The 16,053-nt window shown below is 59.5% G+C and carries 14 protein-coding genes; 8 read left to right on the forward strand and 6 right to left on the reverse strand.

The window, feature by feature from the left end; translation table 11 throughout:
• Positions 1–9: 9 nt before the first annotated feature.
• Positions 10–933 carry a 2-dehydro-3-deoxygluconokinase gene (kdgK, locus tag AO277_RS12485; RefSeq protein ID WP_005732854.1) on the forward strand — a complete coding sequence of 308 codons (924 nt, stop codon included), beginning with the start codon at positions 10–12 and terminating at the stop codon, positions 931–933.
• A gap of 129 nt (positions 934–1,062) precedes the next feature.
• Entirely contained in the window at positions 1,063–3,555 is a 2,493-nt protein-coding gene (locus AO277_RS12490; protein ID WP_044318089.1) for a UvrD-helicase domain-containing protein, read from the forward strand.
• Between the two features lie 10 nt (positions 3,556–3,565).
• Here the strand turns inward: AO277_RS12490 and AO277_RS12495 are convergent, their stop codons facing one another.
• Positions 3,566–3,832, reverse strand: coding sequence for a DUF1652 domain-containing protein (locus AO277_RS12495; protein ID WP_044318090.1), 267 nt, complete (start codon positions 3,830–3,832; stop codon positions 3,566–3,568).
• Positions 3,833–4,220: 388 nt separating this feature from the next.
• On the opposite strand from AO277_RS12495, the gene AO277_RS12500 reads away from it, so the two are divergent.
• The gene (locus AO277_RS12500) at positions 4,221–5,300 is read left to right on the forward strand and encodes a polyamine ABC transporter substrate-binding protein (protein WP_044318091.1); all 1,080 of its coding nucleotides are present in this window, start codon (positions 4,221–4,223) and stop codon (positions 5,298–5,300) included.
• A gap of 19 nt (positions 5,301–5,319) precedes the next feature.
• On the opposite strand, the gene AO277_RS12505 is transcribed toward AO277_RS12500, so the two are convergent.
• From AO277_RS12505 to AO277_RS28510, 4 genes are read right to left on the reverse strand one after another with little or no spacing between them, the layout of a single operon-like run.
• Positions 5,320–6,033 (reverse strand): ABC transporter ATP-binding protein, encoded by a 714-nt coding sequence (locus AO277_RS12505; RefSeq protein ID WP_044318092.1) that lies wholly within the window; start codon positions 6,031–6,033, stop codon positions 5,320–5,322.
• The gene (locus tag AO277_RS12510; RefSeq protein WP_044318093.1) at positions 6,034–6,885 is read right to left on the reverse strand and encodes an ABC transporter permease; all 852 of its coding nucleotides are present in this window, start codon (positions 6,883–6,885) and stop codon (positions 6,034–6,036) included. It abuts the gene before it with no gap.
• The gene (locus tag AO277_RS12515) at positions 6,882–7,892 is read right to left on the reverse strand and encodes an aliphatic sulfonate ABC transporter substrate-binding protein (RefSeq protein ID WP_044318094.1); all 1,011 of its coding nucleotides are present in this window, start codon (positions 7,890–7,892) and stop codon (positions 6,882–6,884) included. Before AO277_RS12515 ends, AO277_RS12510 begins: the two co-directional genes overlap by 4 nt.
• On the reverse strand, positions 7,807–8,202 hold the full coding sequence (locus AO277_RS28510; RefSeq protein ID WP_161795780.1) for a hypothetical protein: 396 nt from the start codon (positions 8,200–8,202) through the stop codon (positions 7,807–7,809). Before AO277_RS28510 ends, AO277_RS12515 begins: the two co-directional genes overlap by 86 nt.
• A gap of 190 nt (positions 8,203–8,392) precedes the next feature.
• On the opposite strand from AO277_RS28510, the gene AO277_RS12520 reads away from it, so the two are divergent.
• Positions 8,393–9,079: a hypothetical protein gene (locus AO277_RS12520; RefSeq protein WP_002553713.1), complete on the forward strand. Its 687-nt coding sequence runs from the start codon at positions 8,393–8,395 to the stop codon at positions 9,077–9,079.
• Positions 9,080–9,098: 19 nt separating this feature from the next.
• On the opposite strand, the gene AO277_RS12525 is transcribed toward AO277_RS12520, so the two are convergent.
• Positions 9,099–10,094 (reverse strand): aldo/keto reductase, encoded by a 996-nt coding sequence (locus tag AO277_RS12525; protein ID WP_044318095.1) that lies wholly within the window; start codon positions 10,092–10,094, stop codon positions 9,099–9,101.
• 181 nt (positions 10,095–10,275) lie between these two features.
• On the opposite strand from AO277_RS12525, the gene lexA reads away from it, so the two are divergent.
• From lexA to AO277_RS12545, 4 genes are read left to right on the forward strand one after another with little or no spacing between them, the layout of a single operon-like run.
• A complete protein-coding gene (lexA, locus tag AO277_RS12530) occupies positions 10,276–10,893 on the forward strand; it encodes a transcriptional repressor LexA (protein ID WP_044318096.1) in 618 nt (205 codons plus the stop codon).
• The gene (gene imuA, locus AO277_RS12535; RefSeq protein ID WP_044318097.1) at positions 10,893–11,513 is read left to right on the forward strand and encodes a translesion DNA synthesis-associated protein ImuA; all 621 of its coding nucleotides are present in this window, start codon (positions 10,893–10,895) and stop codon (positions 11,511–11,513) included. The genes lexA and imuA overlap by 1 nt, the downstream gene beginning before the upstream one ends.
• Before the next feature lie 7 nt (positions 11,514–11,520).
• Complete coding sequence (locus AO277_RS12540; protein ID WP_044318098.1) at positions 11,521–12,936, forward strand: Y-family DNA polymerase; 1,416 nt, start codon at positions 11,521–11,523, stop codon at positions 12,934–12,936.
• Complete coding sequence (locus tag AO277_RS12545; protein WP_099258996.1) at positions 12,933–16,028, forward strand: error-prone DNA polymerase; 3,096 nt, start codon at positions 12,933–12,935, stop codon at positions 16,026–16,028. Before AO277_RS12540 ends, AO277_RS12545 begins: the two co-directional genes overlap by 4 nt.
• The last annotated feature ends 25 nt before the right edge of the window (positions 16,029–16,053 follow it).

Genomic DNA, 16,053 nt, shown 5'->3' on the forward strand with positions numbered 1-16,053 from the left:
AATCGTCTCATGAGCCTTCCACGGGTCGCCCTGATCGGCGAATGCATGATCGAGTTACAGCAGCATGCCGACGGCAGCCTGCGTCAGAGCTTCGGCGGTGACACGCTCAATACGGCGGTTTACCTTGCCCGATTGTTGGGTGAGCGGGCCAAGGTGGATTACGTCACTGCGCTGGGTGACGACAGCTTCAGCGATGCAATGTGCCGGATCTGGGCCGATGAGGGCATTGGTCTGGGCAAGGTGCAACGCCTGCCGGGGCGTTTGCCCGGGCTCTACTGCATTCAGACCGATGCCAATGGCGAGCGTCGTTTCCTCTACTGGCGCAACGAAGCCGCCGTGCGGGACTGTTTCATGACGCCTGCGGCCGAGCCGATCCTCGCGGCGCTGGCCAGCTATGACGTGCTGTATTTCAGTGGTATCACCCTGGCGGTACTTGGCGAGCAAGGCCGCGCCCGATTGCTGGAAGCACTGGACCGTGCTCGTCAACGTGGGGTCAGGGTTGCCTTCGACAATAACTATCGGCCTCGGCTGTGGGCCAGCGTGGAGCAGGCTCGCGAGGCCTATCAGGCATGCCTGCAGCATGTGGATCTGGCGTTGCTCACCGAAGACGATGAGCAGGCGCTCTATGGTTATGCCGACAGTGAGCAATTACTGGCGGCCTATCGAGGTCGCGGCATCGATGAGATCGTCGTCAAGCGCGGCGCGCAAAGTTGTCTTGTGGAAGCCGGCGGCGAGCGTTTCGACATTGCGTCGCAAAAGGTCGAGCGAGTCGTCGATACCACGGCAGCAGGGGACTCGTTCAGCGCTGCCTATCTGGCCGCCCGGCTCATGGGGGAACACCCGCGACAGGCTGCCGAAGCAGGTCATCGTCTGGCCAGTGTGGTGATTCAACACCCGGGTGCGCTGGTACCAAAATCGGTCATGCCAGTCTGATGGCACCTGCGACGGAACATGCAGTTGATCGGCTAACGCGCTGACAGACAAGCATTTCGCTGGAACCTGCGCGCAAATCCGGCCACCATAGGCGACCTTTTTGCCTGCAAGCCATCCACCGGAGTCTGCGTGCCTGACGACCTTCCTTCTGCGCTTCCTCATGACCTGGATGTCGATCTCATGCCGCCTCGGCAACTGCCGTTTTTCAGGCGTCTGTTATCGCGCCTGATCGGCCGCGGCCTTACAGCGTTAGGCTCGCAGCACACGCCGTCGTGGTTCCAGGGCCATGCCGACGGCTATCTGAACGGGCACATAGAGGGCGTGCGCGAGGGTTATGCCGACGGCTACCTGGATGGTGAGGAAGCAGCGCGTCAGGTGCTGGTCATCAACGATACCCGGCCTGTCCGACATCGCGGCCCCAGAGTTGACGACCATCTGTTCGACGACTGGCGGCTGGCGCTCACGCCTGAACTGAAAAAGCGTATCAAGGCCGATGTCGCCGAAAAGCTCCCTGCGCATGCTCAGCCCAGCACGGCGCAGTGGAAGATGATTTTCAGCGATACGCCATCTACCTACGTCATTGCCGGGGCGGGCGCAGGCAAATCCACATCGCTGGTGCTGCGCATTCTGCTGTTGCATCACTACCTGGGCTTTGAACTGAATGCGATGACAGTCGTGACCTTCACCCGTGAGTCGCGCAAGGACTTCATCGGCAAGCTGATCGAGGTGATGGCCTTGTGGGGGCATGTGACGGGGCAGAAACAGGCTCGTGACCTGGTTCGCACCTTTCACTCGCGTATTCTGCCGCTGGTGCGCAGCCTGCCGGGTTTTGAGCAGCTCAGGGCGTTCGAGAACCTGAGCAGCCAGTCATCCGGCCTGGAAGAGGCGGACAGCAATCCTTTCGACCTGCGGATCAACGATGCGCAGCGTCAGCAACTCAATCTCTGCTACCGCGATCTGTACGCCGGCAACGAGCGTTTCCGCGAAGTCATGGCGCCGCTGTATCGCCATGCCTTGCAGCTCAAGGAACTGGATCGCGACCATCCTGACGTGCAGAAGCGTGTCGCGGTGACCGAGCTATCCTCGAAACGGGATGAAGAGTGGTGTGACACCGTCGAGGACTTGTGGATTCGCGCAGGAGCATGGCCTATAAAGGGCATTGAGCCTATGCGCCAAGCTGTTGAAATAAATGGATTTTCCTTTTGTTTTCACGGCTATATCGCTGAGCTTGATGCCTGGGTTGTGCTGGGCCTGGACGCCAGTGAAGACCAGCAACTCAAGCGGCCGGGTGCCAAATTGCCAGTGTGGGCCGAGGGGGTCATAAAGCGCACTCTGTTTCAAGATTTCTGCAGTAAGCCTTTGATCTGGCTGGATAACTATCAGTCTGCCAGCAAGCTATTGCAGTCATTGGCGGGCGACGCGGTTGCCGGGCCCGGATTCGACTATCGGGTCAAGGGTGAACTCGGTGCTGCGCCGCTATTGGACTGTTTTGTCACCGCCGCCAGCTTCATCGAGAACCTCGGGCTGGATGTACCCAATGCCGTGTCCGAGATGAGCTTTGCCAGCGACGACCCGGATCGTTTCTTCTTCGAAGCGCTGAGTCTGTTCTGGAAAGCTTTCGAAACGCACCTGCTGGCTCAGTCGCCTCCGATCATGACCTATAATCGGATGTTTGCGTTGTTCGGTGAAACATCGCCGGAAAACCTCAAACACGTCAGTGACCAGATGCTCAGACCGCTGTCGCATTTGATGATCGACGAGTTCCAGGATGTGTCGCCGCAGATCGTCTCATGGATACGCGCCAGCCTGCGCGAAATCCGGCGTCGTGGTCCTGCTCTGCATACAGGCCGGATCGCTCAGCATTCATCACTGCTGTGTGTCGGCGATGACTGGCAATCGATCTACGGCTGGCGCGGCAGCTCACCCAAGTATTTCATGGAGTTCGCCAGGGAGTTTTCGTCACCGGCGACCACCAGAGTCATGCTCAGTGACAACTTCCGCAGCCATCAGCACATTATCGATGCCGCAGAGCATATTGTCCGGGCAGCTCCGGCGATTGCGGGCAAGAAGGCTCGTGCCAGCGGCATGCCGCAAGAGTTGCTGCCGGTCACGGTGCTGGATCGTGACGAAGACGAACTGGCCGAGCGTGTAGCCGAGCACTACAACGACGGTGACTCGATTCTGCTGCTGTACCGCAAAGGCAGCGAGAAAAGCCGGTTCTCGGAGCGTTTGCAGGCATTGATCGATGCTGACGCGGCGATGGGCGCGCAAGGTCGTCGCATCAGGACGTTGACGTACCACAGTTCCAAAGGCTTGCAGGCGGATGCCGTGTTTTTGTTGGGCGACTGCCAGCATCTGACTGTCTCGCCTTACAAGAATCAGGTTTACCGTTTGGCAGGGCTGGGTGATGCGAGCGATCTTCAGCCCTTTGATACAGCGCAGAAGGATGAAGTCTTGCGCCTGGCTTATGTCGCCATTACTCGTGCGGCGCGGCATTGCTATTGGTATATCGATCAAGGCACCGGCGGCGGGGAAAGTGCCCAGATGCCTAAAGCTTCAGACAGAATTGCCCAGGACAAGCCTTTCTTCGAAGACTTGCGCGGTAAAGTCCGAACAGGCTGAGGCTGTCATCTCAGGAAAAACCGGCGACCTGTTGCTGCGTATGAGTGCCGAACAATTCCAGCTCATCCTCGATGGCTTCGATGATGCGCTCTACATCTGCGGCATTCATCACCGTGGAACACGGCAGGTCGGCGATGGCGACGACTGTCTCACCGCTGGCGCGGTCGAAAAGTCGTGCAATCATGCTACCGGGAGCATCCATCGAGGCTTCAAAGCCTACCGGATGGAAGTGCCAGCGCATCAGCTGGCACGCATTGGGGAATGTGACTTTGTTCATGACAATGGCCCACCTTAATCAATCGAGCATTTCCCTTGCTCCAATGGGTAGGCAGACAGCCAGAATTCGTCCGGTAAAGCATGATGACGAGAAGATAATCAGCGCAGCGGACTATCGGTCGGTCGGGTTGCTTTCCAGCAGGATCGCTGAGCGGTCTGACGAGTACTGAAAATAGCATTTGCCAGCACCGTTCTGGAAAAATTTTTTATGACGCAGCACAAAAAAATCAATTATATGGCTGTCATCATCGCAAGGTATCAATGGGCACGTTCCATGCATTTGTCATTCACCCCGGAGAAGGCCCCGTAGTGAACTGAATTTGCTTGACGAAGGTGGTTTTCATGCCCGGTCTGGGGCAAGCTATCGTTATTGACCCGAGGAGCTGAAAATGCTGAGAAAATCCCTTGCTGCACTGATGTTGCTGGCCTCGACCAGCCATGCGGCGGAGACGGTCAATATCTACAACTGGACGGATTATATCGCCCCGGACACTCTAAAAAATTTTGAAGCGGCCACCGGTTTCAAGACCTCTTACGAGACTTTCGAAACCAACGAGACGCTGAACACAAAGCTGATTGCTGGCCATTCCGGGTACGACCTGGTCTTTCCGTCCATTCATTTCATGGGTCGACAGATTGAAAACGGCTTGCTCAAGACCCTCGACAAACGGCAGCTCCCCAACTGGAAAAACCTCAACCCGGTTCTGCTCAAGGCACTGGAGGGCAGTGATCCGGGCAACCAGCATGGGTTTCCCTACCTGTGGGGCAGCACCGGAATCGGCTATGACATGGCGAAGGTCAAGGCCATTCTTGGCAAGGACACACCGCTTGACTCATGGGATCTGGTGCTCAAGCCGGAAAACATGAAAAAGCTCGCCCAGTGTGGTGTCGCTTTTCTGGACAGCGCACCGGCGCTGATCCCTATCGCTCTGAACTACCTCGGCCTGCCACCGCACAGCGAGGTGCCGGACGACTACAAAAAGGCCAAGGCGCTGCTGGATGAGGTACGGCCGTATGTGCGCAATTTCAGTTCAGCCGACTATATTGGCGACCTCGCTACGGGCAAGATCTGTGTGGCAGTAGGCTACTCAGGGGATTTTTCCCTGGCGCAGGAGCAGGCCCAAAAAGCGGGCAATAACATCACAATCAGCTATGTGGTTCCAAAGGAGGGCGCGCCAATGTGGTTTGACATGATCGCCATCCCGGCTGATGCCCCTGATCTCAAAGGTGCCTACGCGTTCATGAACTACCTGCTGCGCCCGGAAGTGATCGCCAACATTACCAATACGGTGCATTACGCCAACGGTAACGAAAAGGCCGACGCCCTGAACAATCCCGGCCTGTGGACGGATACCACTGTCTATCCAGACGCCGACATGCTGAGCCGCTTGTTCGTGATGTCTCAGGTCCCGGTTAATATCGAGGTGTTGCGCCAGGGACTCTGGAAAGAGTTCAAGGCCGACAAGTAAGGCTGCGAGGCGACCGACGTCAAATGATATGCGCCTGATGCAGCTCGGTCAGTGCCTGAGCTTTCAGTCGAGCCAGTAACGGATCGCGGCGATCCCTTGGTGCTTGCAGCCCGACCGGCAGTTGCTGGGTGATCGTGCCGGGGCGGCTGCCCATCACTAATACCCGGTCGCTCAGGTACAACGCCTCGTCGACATCGTGAGTCACCAGCAACAGGGTGATAGCGTGACGCTCGGCCAATTGCAGCAGCAGGTCCTGAAGCTTCATTCGGGTAAACGCGTCCACTGCGCTGAAAGGCTCATCCAGCAGCAGTACCGTAGGGTGCGAGTACAGGCCGCGAGCAATGGCCACGCGTTGCGCCATGCCTCCGGACAATGCTTTTGGCAAGGCATCGGCGAAACCGGACAGGCCCACTTCTTCGATCAATTGACCGACCCATCTGCGGTCGTAGCCGGCATCGTCACTGAAGCCGATATTCTGTTCGACGGTCAGCCAGGGCATCAGGCGCGGTTCCTGAAACACAAACGCGACTTCTCCCTCAATGTTGTCCACCGAGCCACGAAAGTCCTGCTCCAGCCCGGCGACAATTCTGAGCAGCGTGCTTTTACCGCAACCGCTTGGCCCCAGCAGGCTGACGATCTCACCTGACTGTAATGACAGATCGATACCCTGCAGTACGGTATTGCCAGCGAATGCCTTGCGGTCTACGCGTATGTTCATCAACGATTCCGGCATTTATCGACCCTCGCGGCTTTGACCGGTGAATGTGTCCCGCCAGGCCAGAAAGCGTTTTTCCAGGCCTGCCAACAGGCCGTCGCTCAACTTGCCCAGTGTCGCCAGAACGATGATGGCCGCCAGCACGATGTCCGGGCGCGAGGTTTCGCGTCCGTCACTGAGCAGGTAGCCCAGGCCTTTGGTGGCCGCGATCAGCTCGGCGGCTACCAGAAACATCCATGACAGGCTCATGCCGCTGCGCAAACCGGTGAACAGGCCGGGCAGGGCGGCGGGCAGAAGAATACGCCGGGTCAGGCGATATCGGCTGAAGCCATACATCTGGCCGACTTCCACCAGCTTTCGGTCAATGCCCCGAATCGCGGCCACGCCGTTGAGGTAGACCGGAAAAAACGCACCGATGGAGATCAGCACAATCTTGGATGTTTCGCCAATGCCCAGCCACAGCAGTAGAAGCGGCACCCAGGCCAGGCTGGGGATGGAACGAAGCCCGGCGAACGTCGGCTCCAGATACGCCTCCGCCTCACGACTGAGCCCCACCCACGCAGCAAATACCAAGGCCAGGCTTGCGCCGATCACAAAGCCGCTGAGCACACGCAACAGACTGGCACTTATGTGTTTCCACAACGCACCATCGGCCAGATCACTTAATGTCAGCACGATCTCGCTGGGGGCTGGCATCTGGTATGAGGGCAGCCAGCCGATGCGCACGATAATTTCCAGCAAAACAATGATTGCAGCGGGGACTACCAGGCCTTTGAGCGGCGTTTTGTAGCGCTGCCAAAACGTGCGCTGCGCCCTGTCAGGCAAGGCCGCCTGCGCACAGGCAGGCAGGGACTTGTCTGGGCTGGTCATGGCGTTGCGATCACGGCTTTGGAAAACTCTGGCGTGATCAACTGATCGATCACTTGTTCGACGTTTACGCCTTTGCGCACCAGGTCCTCGGACACCAGAATCGGCGCCGCGGCCTTGGACGCTTCCATGTCTTTCGCGCTCAGTTGCGGGTTGCTCAGGTCTGTGCGGGTCAATTGCAGCCTGGCGACTTCCAGCGGCAAACCTGACTCGGTCGCCAGCAGCCTGGCCAGCTCATCAGGATTTTTTACTGCCCATTCCCGAGCCCGCTCATAAGCGCTCAATACTGTTCTGATCGCCTGTGGATGCTCCTTGGCGTAGGTTTCCGTGACGCTCAGTACGCCATAGCTGTTGAAGTCCTTGTTGCGGTAAAGCAGGCGCGAGCCGGACTGTATTTCACTGGCCGCCATGTGCGGGTCAAGCCCTGCCCAGGCATCTACGTCGCCTTTTTCGAGGGCGGTGCGTCCATCGGGATGCTGCAGGTGCAGCAACTCGACATCATCCTTTTTCAGCCCGGCCTTCTGCAGCGCGCGCAAGGTGAACAGATAAGGGTCGGTGCCTTTGGTGGCGGCGATTTTCTTGCCTTTGAGTTCGGCAACCGATTGCAGGGGAGAATCCTTGCGCACCACCAGAGCCGTCCATTCTGCCCGGCTGTAGACATACACCGATTTGATCGGGCTGCCGTTGGCCCGGGCCAGCACCGCAGACAGGCTGGCCGACGAAGCAAAGTCGACGCTGCCACTGTTCAGGTATTCCAGCGAGCGGTTGCTGCCCTGGCTCAACACCCAGGTGACTTTCGCCTCCGGCAGGGCTTTCTCCAGCCAGCCAAAATGCTTGAGCGCCAGGCTGACCGGCGAATAATAGGCGTAATCCAGGCGGACTTCGGCAGGCGCGGTTTCAGCGGCCTGTGCTACTCCCTGCAGGCTAATCGCCAATGTGCAGGTCGTTACCATCCAGCGAATCAGGGCTCGCGGCGTTTGCAACCAAAAAGAAATAGGGGGTTGTGGCATAGTGAGCGTCCAGATCGGGGAGGCAAGGGCTGCAAGACTGGTTTGCATATTTCAAAAACAGCAGTCCAGAGAGCATGAAATTCACAAATGGAATATTGCATGCTCTGTGCCAAGGGTCCGGGTGCTTGAGCAGCAAGGTATCAGGGCAATTTTCCAGTGTGAGTGATGTTGATCTGGCAGCAAGGTGTTGAACTGTTGTTGCCTGGTAAACAGTAAGGCTCACGGCCTGTTTTTCGACGATTTTCTGACAGTTTTCTGCTTTTCGGGTGATTTTTTTCTCCAGGTTTGCAACAGAATCGTTTTTTGACACTCCTAATCGTCCACATTCTTAATTTCGAAACATGTGAGCACTAAGATTCGCGCGTGATCCATGAGTGTGCGCCCACTGCGCCCTTGTTTGACTGATCCGCAGAAATTCTTGGGGCGAGCTGCATAAGCCTGCGTATTCGCACCAGCCAGATGGCTGATCCCTTTCAAATGCGCACCGGACTCAGAAAATAATGAATATGCCGAAAATGCCTTCGATCACCCGACTCCAGCGCCGCATCGCATGGTGCTTCTTCCCCTCCTTGCTGGTGGCTTCTGCCCTGGCCCTGTTCACCATGGGCAAGGGGGTTCATGCCGAGCCCAAGAACGGCACGCAGACACTGGTATTTCTTCGTCATGCCGAAAAACCGGCCATGGGGCTGGGGCAACTGAACTGCCAAGGGCTCAACCGGGCCATCGAACTGTCGGAGGTCTTGCCCAGGGAATTCGGCAAAGCTGACTTTATCTTCGCCGCCAACCCCAGCCGACACGTGGAAGAGGGTGAGGGCGACCTGTCCTACAACTACGTGCGTCCGCTGATGACGGTAGGGCCCAGCGCAATCAAACTGGGTCTGCCCGTCAACCTCGACTTTGGTGCCAACGACACCGCAGACCTGGCCGATGAGCTGATGCGGGACAAGTACCACAACGCAGTTATCTACACCGCCTGGTCGCATGGCTACCTGCCGGAGCTGATCAACAAGGTTGCTGAAGAAGCGTCCGGCAAGAGCACTAACCTGCTTGATGACTGGACGAACGATGATTTCGACTCAGTGATTGTCGTCACCCTGAAATGGGTCGATGGCAAGGCCACGCTCGATTACAAGAATCAAAAACAGGGCCTCAACAATGGCACCGAGACCTGCCCTGAGGCGACCTGATCTCGAACCGCAAACGTTTTCAGCCGTTGAGCGACTTCATCGACTCCGGGCTGTAACGCTCGCCCGACACGGCCCCTTGCGCCGGGAAGATCGCATCCAGTTGAGCCAGCTCATCGGTACTCAGTGTCGATGAAGCCGCTGCCACGTTGCTTTCCAGGTACTTGCGCTGTTTGGTGCCCGGGATCGGAATGATGTCGTCGCCTTGAGCAAGTACCCAGGCCAGCGCCAGTTGCGACGCGCTGACGCCTTTGGCCGCAGCCAGTGCCTTGACCTTTTCTACCAGCGCCAGATTGCGATTGAAGTTTTCGCCCTGAAAGCGCGGGCTGAAACGACGGTAGTCATCGGCAGCGAAATCGTCCGGGGTGCGCAATGCGCCAGTCAGAAAACCACGGCCCAGCGGGCTGTAAGCCACGAAAGCAATACCCAGGCGACGGCAAGTGGCGAGCACATTGTCGTGCTCCGGATCGCGTGACCATAACGAATATTCACTTTGCACGGCCGCCAGCGGATGCACGTTGTGGGCTCTTTCGATGGTCGCTGCGCTGGCTTCGCAGATACCTATATGGCGAACCTTGCCAGCCTTGACCAGCTCGGCCATGGCACCGATGGTGTCCTCGATGGGCACATTGGGGTCGACACGGTGCTGATAGTAGAGATCAAGATAATCGGTATTCAGCCGTTTCAGGCTGGCATCGATGGATTGGTGAATGTACGCAGGGCTGCCATTCACGCCACGCGCATGCGGGTCATCGCCACGCACGATGCCGAACTTGCTGGCCAGGTAAACACCTTCACGCTTGCCTTCGAGAGCCCGGCCGAGCAACGTCTCGTTGGTGTGCGGGCCATACATGTCAGCGCTATCAAAAAAAGTGACACCCAGTTCCAGCGCGCGGTGCAAGGTAGCGATGGATTCCTTTTCGTCGATGCCGGTGGTGTAGAAGTCCGACATTCCCATGCAGCCCAGTCCGATGGCAGAAACCTGCGGACCGTGGTGACCCAGTTGGCGCGTGATCACAATGAACTCTCCTGATCGTTGAAAGAGCCGTCAAGTCTCTACGCTTTGGCTGGCGCAATAAACCGGGAGTTTCTTATTTCACTGTTGTGAAAATCCGAATAATTGACGTCTACGAAGCGCGAGAGTGTGCGGCGTCAATCCGACAAACCGTACTAGTCACAAAATCACCAGTGGAGTACAAATGTACTCCATGAGCACATTATCTCCCCGTCGCAGCGCAATCCTTACCTTCATCCGCGATCGCATCGCGCAGCAAGGGCAATCGCCGAGCCTGGCGGAAATTTCCGAGGCTTTCGGTTTTGCTTCACGCAGCGTGGCGCGCAAGCACATTGTGGCCCTCACAGAAGCCGGTCTGATCGAGGTCGTAGCGCACCAGGCCCGGGGTATTCGCCTGCTCAACAGTGAGCCGCGGCCCGAATTGCTCGAAATTCCGGTGTTGGGGCGCGTAGCAGCGGGCGTACCTATCGGGCCGGATCTCGATATTCACACCACATTGCATCTGGATCGCAGCACGTTTACCCGTGTGCCGGACTACCTGCTGCGCGTGCAGGGCGACTCGATGATCGAAGACGGTATTCTCGATGGCGATCTGGTCGGCGTGCACCGTAACCCGCAGGCCAGTGACGGGCAGATCGTCGTTGCCCGCCTGGACGGCGAAGTCACCATCAAGCGCCTGCAACGCAGTGCCGATCAGGTGCGCCTGTTGCCGCGCAACCCGGCCTACGAACCGATCATTGTCACGCCTGATCAGGACTTCGCCATCGAAGGCGTGTTCTGCGGGCTGGTCCGGCGCGAATGATGGGCGCGGTGGTCAGCCTTGACGCCTTGCTGGATGAGCGCAGGGTCTGGAAAGGCCGTCAGCAGAGCGCGCCGCAGGTCAGCCCGCACCCCAGTGGCCATGCATTGCTGGACAGCGCCTTGCCCACTGGCGGCTGGCCTGCTGCCGCCCTGACTGAAATTCTCATCCCGGCCAATGGTAGTGGGGAATTGCGTCTGCTGTGGCCAAGTCTGGCAAGGTTGTCCGCGATCGGTGAGCGCATTGTGCTGGTTGCACCGCCCTACATTCCGTACCCGCAAGCCTGGCTGGCCGCCGGGGTCGATCTGCGCCAACTGGTCGTCATCGAGGCCGGTCCCCGCGATGCCCTATGGGCTGCCGAACAATGCCTGCGCTCCGGCAGCTGTGGCGCGGTCGTGTGCTGGCCCGGCATGGTCGATGACCGTGCGCTGCGACGTTTGCAGGTCGCTGCCGAAACCGGGCAGACCCTGGCGTTTGCCTGCCGCCCGCAGCAGGCCGCCGCCAACCCGTCACCGGCGGCCCTGCGCATCGCTATCGATACCCGTCCTGCACAATCGCGGGTGCTCAAGTGCCGTGGCGGGCTTGCGCCGCCTTTCCCCATTCCATTTTCGACCGACGCTTGAGGTTCTTATGCTCTGGGCCTGTGTCTTGCTGCCGCAACTGGCGCTCGACGGCGTCATGCGTCGTCGTAACGATCCCGATGAGCCTCTGGCGCTGATCAGCGGCAGTGCTCAACGTCGCGTGTTGCAAGCCGTCAATCCGGCGGCGCGTGCGCTGGGTTTGAAAGCCGGGCAGTCACTGACGGCCGCTCAGGCGCTGGTGTCGAACTTCTCCATGGTCGAGCATGACCCAGCCGACATCGAGCGCTTGCAGCAACTGCTCGCGGCCTGGGCATACGGTTTCAGCTCCAATGTCAGCCTCAAGTACCCTCGAGTGCTGCTGATGGAAATCGAGTCCAGCCTCAAGCTGTTCGGCCCCTGGCCGGTGTTCGAGGCACGCTTGCGTGAAGAGTTGACCGCGCAGGGCTTCCGGCATCGCATCGTGGTCGCGCCCAACCCGATAGCCGCACGGATGCTGGCCAACATGCATGACGGGCTGAGCATTGATTGCCCGCAGGCGTTGCGCCGCAGCCTGGAGCATATGCCGCTGGAACGTATCGGTCTGAGCCGTGAAACCGCCACAGCCCTGACACGCATGGGGCTGCGCTCTGTGCGGCAGGTGCTGGCCCTGCCGCGCGATACACTGGCGCGGCGGTTCCCGGCCAGCGTGCTGCAGCATCTCGATACATTGCTTGGCGAACGACCGGTGGCACTGGAGTGCTACACACCGCCGGACTTCTTCGATGTATGCATCGAGCTGAATTTCGACGTCGAGTCGCATCAGGCCCTGTTGTTTCCGCTCAAGCGGCTGATCGCCGATCTGGCTTTGTTCCTGGCCGGACGCGACAGCGGTGTGCAGCGATTTTCACTGCATCTGGAGCACGTTGAAGGTCCGGAGACTGTGGTGCCAGTCGGACTGCTGAGCGCCGAGCGCGATGCGTCGATGCTGTTCGAACTGGCCCGCGGCAGGCTGGAGCAAGTGCTGGTGGCGTCGCCGGTACGTGCCGTGCGCTTGCTGGCGCAGGATTTGCCGGATTTTGTTCCGGCGCACCGCCAGTTGTTCGATGAGCGCGTGCAACAGACCCTGCCCTGGGAGCAACTGCGCGAACGCCTGCGTGCGCGACTGGGCGACGAGTCTGTGAATGGCTTGCGCGCCCAGGCCGATCACCGTCCTGAATGTGCCTGGCAACCACACAGCACAAGTAAACCGGTCTTGCCGGCCAAAGCTTGTATGCGCCCGGGCTGGTTGCTGCGAGAACCCCAGCCGCTGCCACTTCATGCCACGCGCATCGTGGCGGGGCCCGAGCGAATCGAATCAGGCTGGTGGGACGGCGGCGATGTACGCCGCGACTACTATCTGGTCGAAACCTCCAGCGGCCAGCGCGCCTGGGCCTATCGCAGCGTGGGCGAGCAGGGTGAACTGCTGCTGCATGGCTGGTTCGCATGACCAGCGAATACGCCGAGCTGCATTGCCTGTCCAACTTCAGTTTTCAGCGTGGCGCCTCAAGCGCCCGTGAGCTGTTCGAACGTGCCTCGCGCCACGGCTATCAGGCGCTGGCCATCACTGACGAGTGCACGCTGGCCGGTATCGTACGTGCGTGGCAGGCGTCCATCAGCACCGGCCTGCCGTTGATCATCGGCAGCGAAATGCACATCGAGAACGGGCCGAAAGCCGTGCTGCTGGTGGAAAGCCAGACAGGTTATGAGGCGTTGTGCAAATTGATCACGGTGGCACGCCGCAGAGCCAGAAAAGGTGAGTACCGGTTGTTGCGTGAAGATTTCGAGCCTTCGTCGGACGGTTTGCTGGCCATCTGGCTGCCGGACATCGAAGGCGACGCGCAAGCCTGTCTGGCGCATGGACGCTGGTTGCGTGAGCGCTTTGCCGAGCGCCTCTGGCTCGGCGTGGAGTTGCATCGCGGCGCGGATGACGAGCAGCGTCTGGCCGACTTGCTGGCGCTGGCGCAATCGTTGGGTATCCCGGCAGTTGCCAGCGGTGATGTGCACATGCACGCGCGCGGTCGGCGTGCCCTGCAGGACACCATGACTGCCATTCGCCATCACACGACCGTGGCCGAAGCAGGGCACCTGTTGTTTGCCAACGGCGAGCGCCATTTACGGCCACTGGATGCGCTTGCCGAGCATTACCCGGACTGGCTGCTGGCCGAATCGGTGCGTATTGCCCGGCGCTGCACGTTTGATCTCAAACAATTGAAATATGAATACCCGCACGAGCTGGTCCCCAAAGGCCAGACACCCACGTCGTGGCTGCGTGAACTGACCGAGCGCGGTGCCCGCAAACGCTGGCCGAACGGGCTGACGCCAGCCACCCGCGCGCAGGTCGAGAAGGAACTGGCCCTGATCACGGAAAAGAAGTTCGACAGCTACTTTCTGACCGTGCATGACATCGTCGAGTTTGCCCGCAGCCAGCATATCCTTTGCCAGGGACGTGGCTCGGCGGCCAACTCGGCAGTGTGTTATGCGCTGGGGATCACCGAGCTGAACCCGGAAAAGAGCAACCTGCTGTTCGAGCGCTTCATCTCCAAAGAGCGCAACGAGCCACCGGACATCGACGTGGATTTCGAGCACGACCGCCGCGAAGAAGTCATTCAGTACATATTCAGGCGTTATGGTCGGGGCAGGGCGGCGCTGACGGCGGTGGCCAGCACGTATCACGGCTCGGGCGCAGTGCGTGATGTGGCCAAGGTGCTGGGTTTGCCGCCTGACCAGATCAACGCCCTGGCCGATGCCTTTAGCCGCTGGAGCGATTCGCTGCCGTCGCCCGAACGCCTGCGCGAATACGGCTTCGATGCCGACATGCCAATCCTCAAGCGCGTGCTGGCACTCACCGGCGAGCTGATCGGCTTTCCCCGGCATTTGTCGCAACATCCGGGCGGCTTCGTGATTTCCGAGCATCCGCTGGAGACGCTGGTGCCTGTCGAGAACGCCGCGATGGCCGACCGCACGATCATTCAGTGGGACAAGGATGATCTGGACCTGGTCGGCCTGTTGAAAGTCGACATACTTGCACTGGGCATGCTCAGCGCTTTGCGCCGCATGTTCGATCTGGTGCATCTGCACCGGGGCAAGCGCTGGACCCTCGCAGACCTGCCGGGCGACGACCGGAAAACTTACGAAATGATCAGCCGCGCCGACACCATCGGCGTGTTCCAGATCGAGTCGCGTGCGCAGATGGCCATGCTGCCGCGCCTCAGACCGGAAAAATTCTACGACCTGGTCATCGAAGTCGCCATTGTCCGGCCGGGGCCGATCCAGGGCGACATGGTTCATCCGTATCTGCGGCGGCGCAATGGCGAAGAGGCGGTCACTTATCCGCCTAAACTAAAAAGCGTCTTTGAGCGCACCCTGGGCGTGCCGCTGTTCCAGGAGCAGGTCATGGAAGTGGCGATCATCGCTGCCGGTTACACGCCGGGCGAGGCGGACGAGTTGCGCCGCGCGATGGCTGCGTGGAAACGCCACGGCGGGCTGGAGCCGCATCGCGAACGGCTGCGTACGGGCATGCTGAACAACGATTACGACGTAGATTTTGCCGACCGGATCTTCGAACAGATCAAGGGTTTTGGCAGTTATGGTTTCCCCGAGTCCCACGCCGCCAGTTTCGCCTTGCTGACCTATGCCAGTTGCTGGCTCAAATGCCACGAACCGGCAGCGTTCACCTGTGCGCTGATCAACAGCTGGCCGATGGGGTTTTACAGCCCGGATCAATTGTTACAGGACGCACGTCGCCACCACATTGAAATCCGCCCGGTGGATGTTCGCTACAGCGACTGGGATTGTTCGCTGGAGCCGCTCGATCATCCCGACAGCACGCACAATCTGGCGATTCGCCTGGGGCTGCGCATGGTGCGTGGTTTTCGCGAGGATGATGCCCGGCGCATCGAAACGGCCCGCTCGAAACGGCTGTTCAGCGATGCCACAGACCTTACCCTGCGTGCCGGTTTGGACGCTCGCGCCGCTGAAGCACTGGCGGATTCCGGGGCCTTGCGTGGCCTGATTGGTCATCGGCACCGGGCGCGCTGGGAAGTGGCAGGGGTGGAAGCCCAGCGACCGTTGTTCAACGACTTGCCCAGCGAAGACACACAGGTAACGCTGCCGCTGCCTACGGTGGCCGAAGACCTGATGGCCGACTACGCCACTCTGGGCACCACCCTCGGTCCGCACCCACTGGCCTTGCTGCGTCGGCAACTGGCTGCCAAGCGCTTTCGCAGCTCACAAGACTTGTTACACCTGGAAAACGACCGAACCCTCAGCGTGGCGGGGCTGGGCATCGGCCGTCAACGACCGGGCACCGCCAGTGGCGTGACCTTCGTGACGCTGGAAGACGAATTCGGCATGGTCAACGTGGTGGTCTGGCGCGACCTGGCCGAGCGTCAGCGCAAGGTATTGGTGGGCTCGCAATTGCTGCAGGTGTTCGGGCGACTGGAATCGAAAAGCGGCGTACGGCACCTGATTGCCCAGCGGCTGTATGACCTGACGCCGCTGTTGACCGGACTGGATGTGCGCAGTCGGGATTTTCAATAGAAAGGCCCGCAATTTGCAGTGTTGG

The organism is Pseudomonas amygdali, assembly GCF_002699855.1.
Lineage (GTDB): Bacteria > Pseudomonadota > Gammaproteobacteria > Pseudomonadales > Pseudomonadaceae > Aquipseudomonas > Aquipseudomonas amygdali.

What these genes read in the sequence shown, in the direction of transcription:
- kdgK (WP_005732854.1), top strand. Translation starts at nt 10, where the DNA reads ATGAGCCTTCCACGGGTCGCCCTGATCGGCGAATGCATGATCGAGTTA.
- AO277_RS12495 (WP_044318090.1), bottom strand. Translation starts at nt 3,832, where the DNA reads ATGAACAAAGTCACATTCCCCAATGCGTGCCAGCTGATGCGCTGGCAC.
- AO277_RS12500 (WP_044318091.1), top strand. Translation starts at nt 4,221, where the DNA reads ATGCTGAGAAAATCCCTTGCTGCACTGATGTTGCTGGCCTCGACCAGC.
- AO277_RS12505 (WP_044318092.1), bottom strand. Translation starts at nt 6,033, where the DNA reads ATGCCGGAATCGTTGATGAACATACGCGTAGACCGCAAGGCATTCGCT.
- AO277_RS12510 (WP_044318093.1), bottom strand. Translation starts at nt 6,885, where the DNA reads ATGACCAGCCCAGACAAGTCCCTGCCTGCCTGTGCGCAGGCGGCCTTG.
- AO277_RS12515 (WP_044318094.1), bottom strand. Translation starts at nt 7,892, where the DNA reads ATGCCACAACCCCCTATTTCTTTTTGGTTGCAAACGCCGCGAGCCCTG.
- AO277_RS12520 (WP_002553713.1), top strand. Translation starts at nt 8,393, where the DNA reads ATGAATATGCCGAAAATGCCTTCGATCACCCGACTCCAGCGCCGCATC.
- lexA (WP_044318096.1), top strand. Translation starts at nt 10,276, where the DNA reads ATGTACTCCATGAGCACATTATCTCCCCGTCGCAGCGCAATCCTTACC.
- imuA (WP_044318097.1), top strand. Translation starts at nt 10,893, where the DNA reads ATGGGCGCGGTGGTCAGCCTTGACGCCTTGCTGGATGAGCGCAGGGTC.
- AO277_RS12540 (WP_044318098.1), top strand. Translation starts at nt 11,521, where the DNA reads ATGCTCTGGGCCTGTGTCTTGCTGCCGCAACTGGCGCTCGACGGCGTC.
- AO277_RS12545 (WP_099258996.1), top strand. Translation starts at nt 12,933, where the DNA reads ATGACCAGCGAATACGCCGAGCTGCATTGCCTGTCCAACTTCAGTTTT.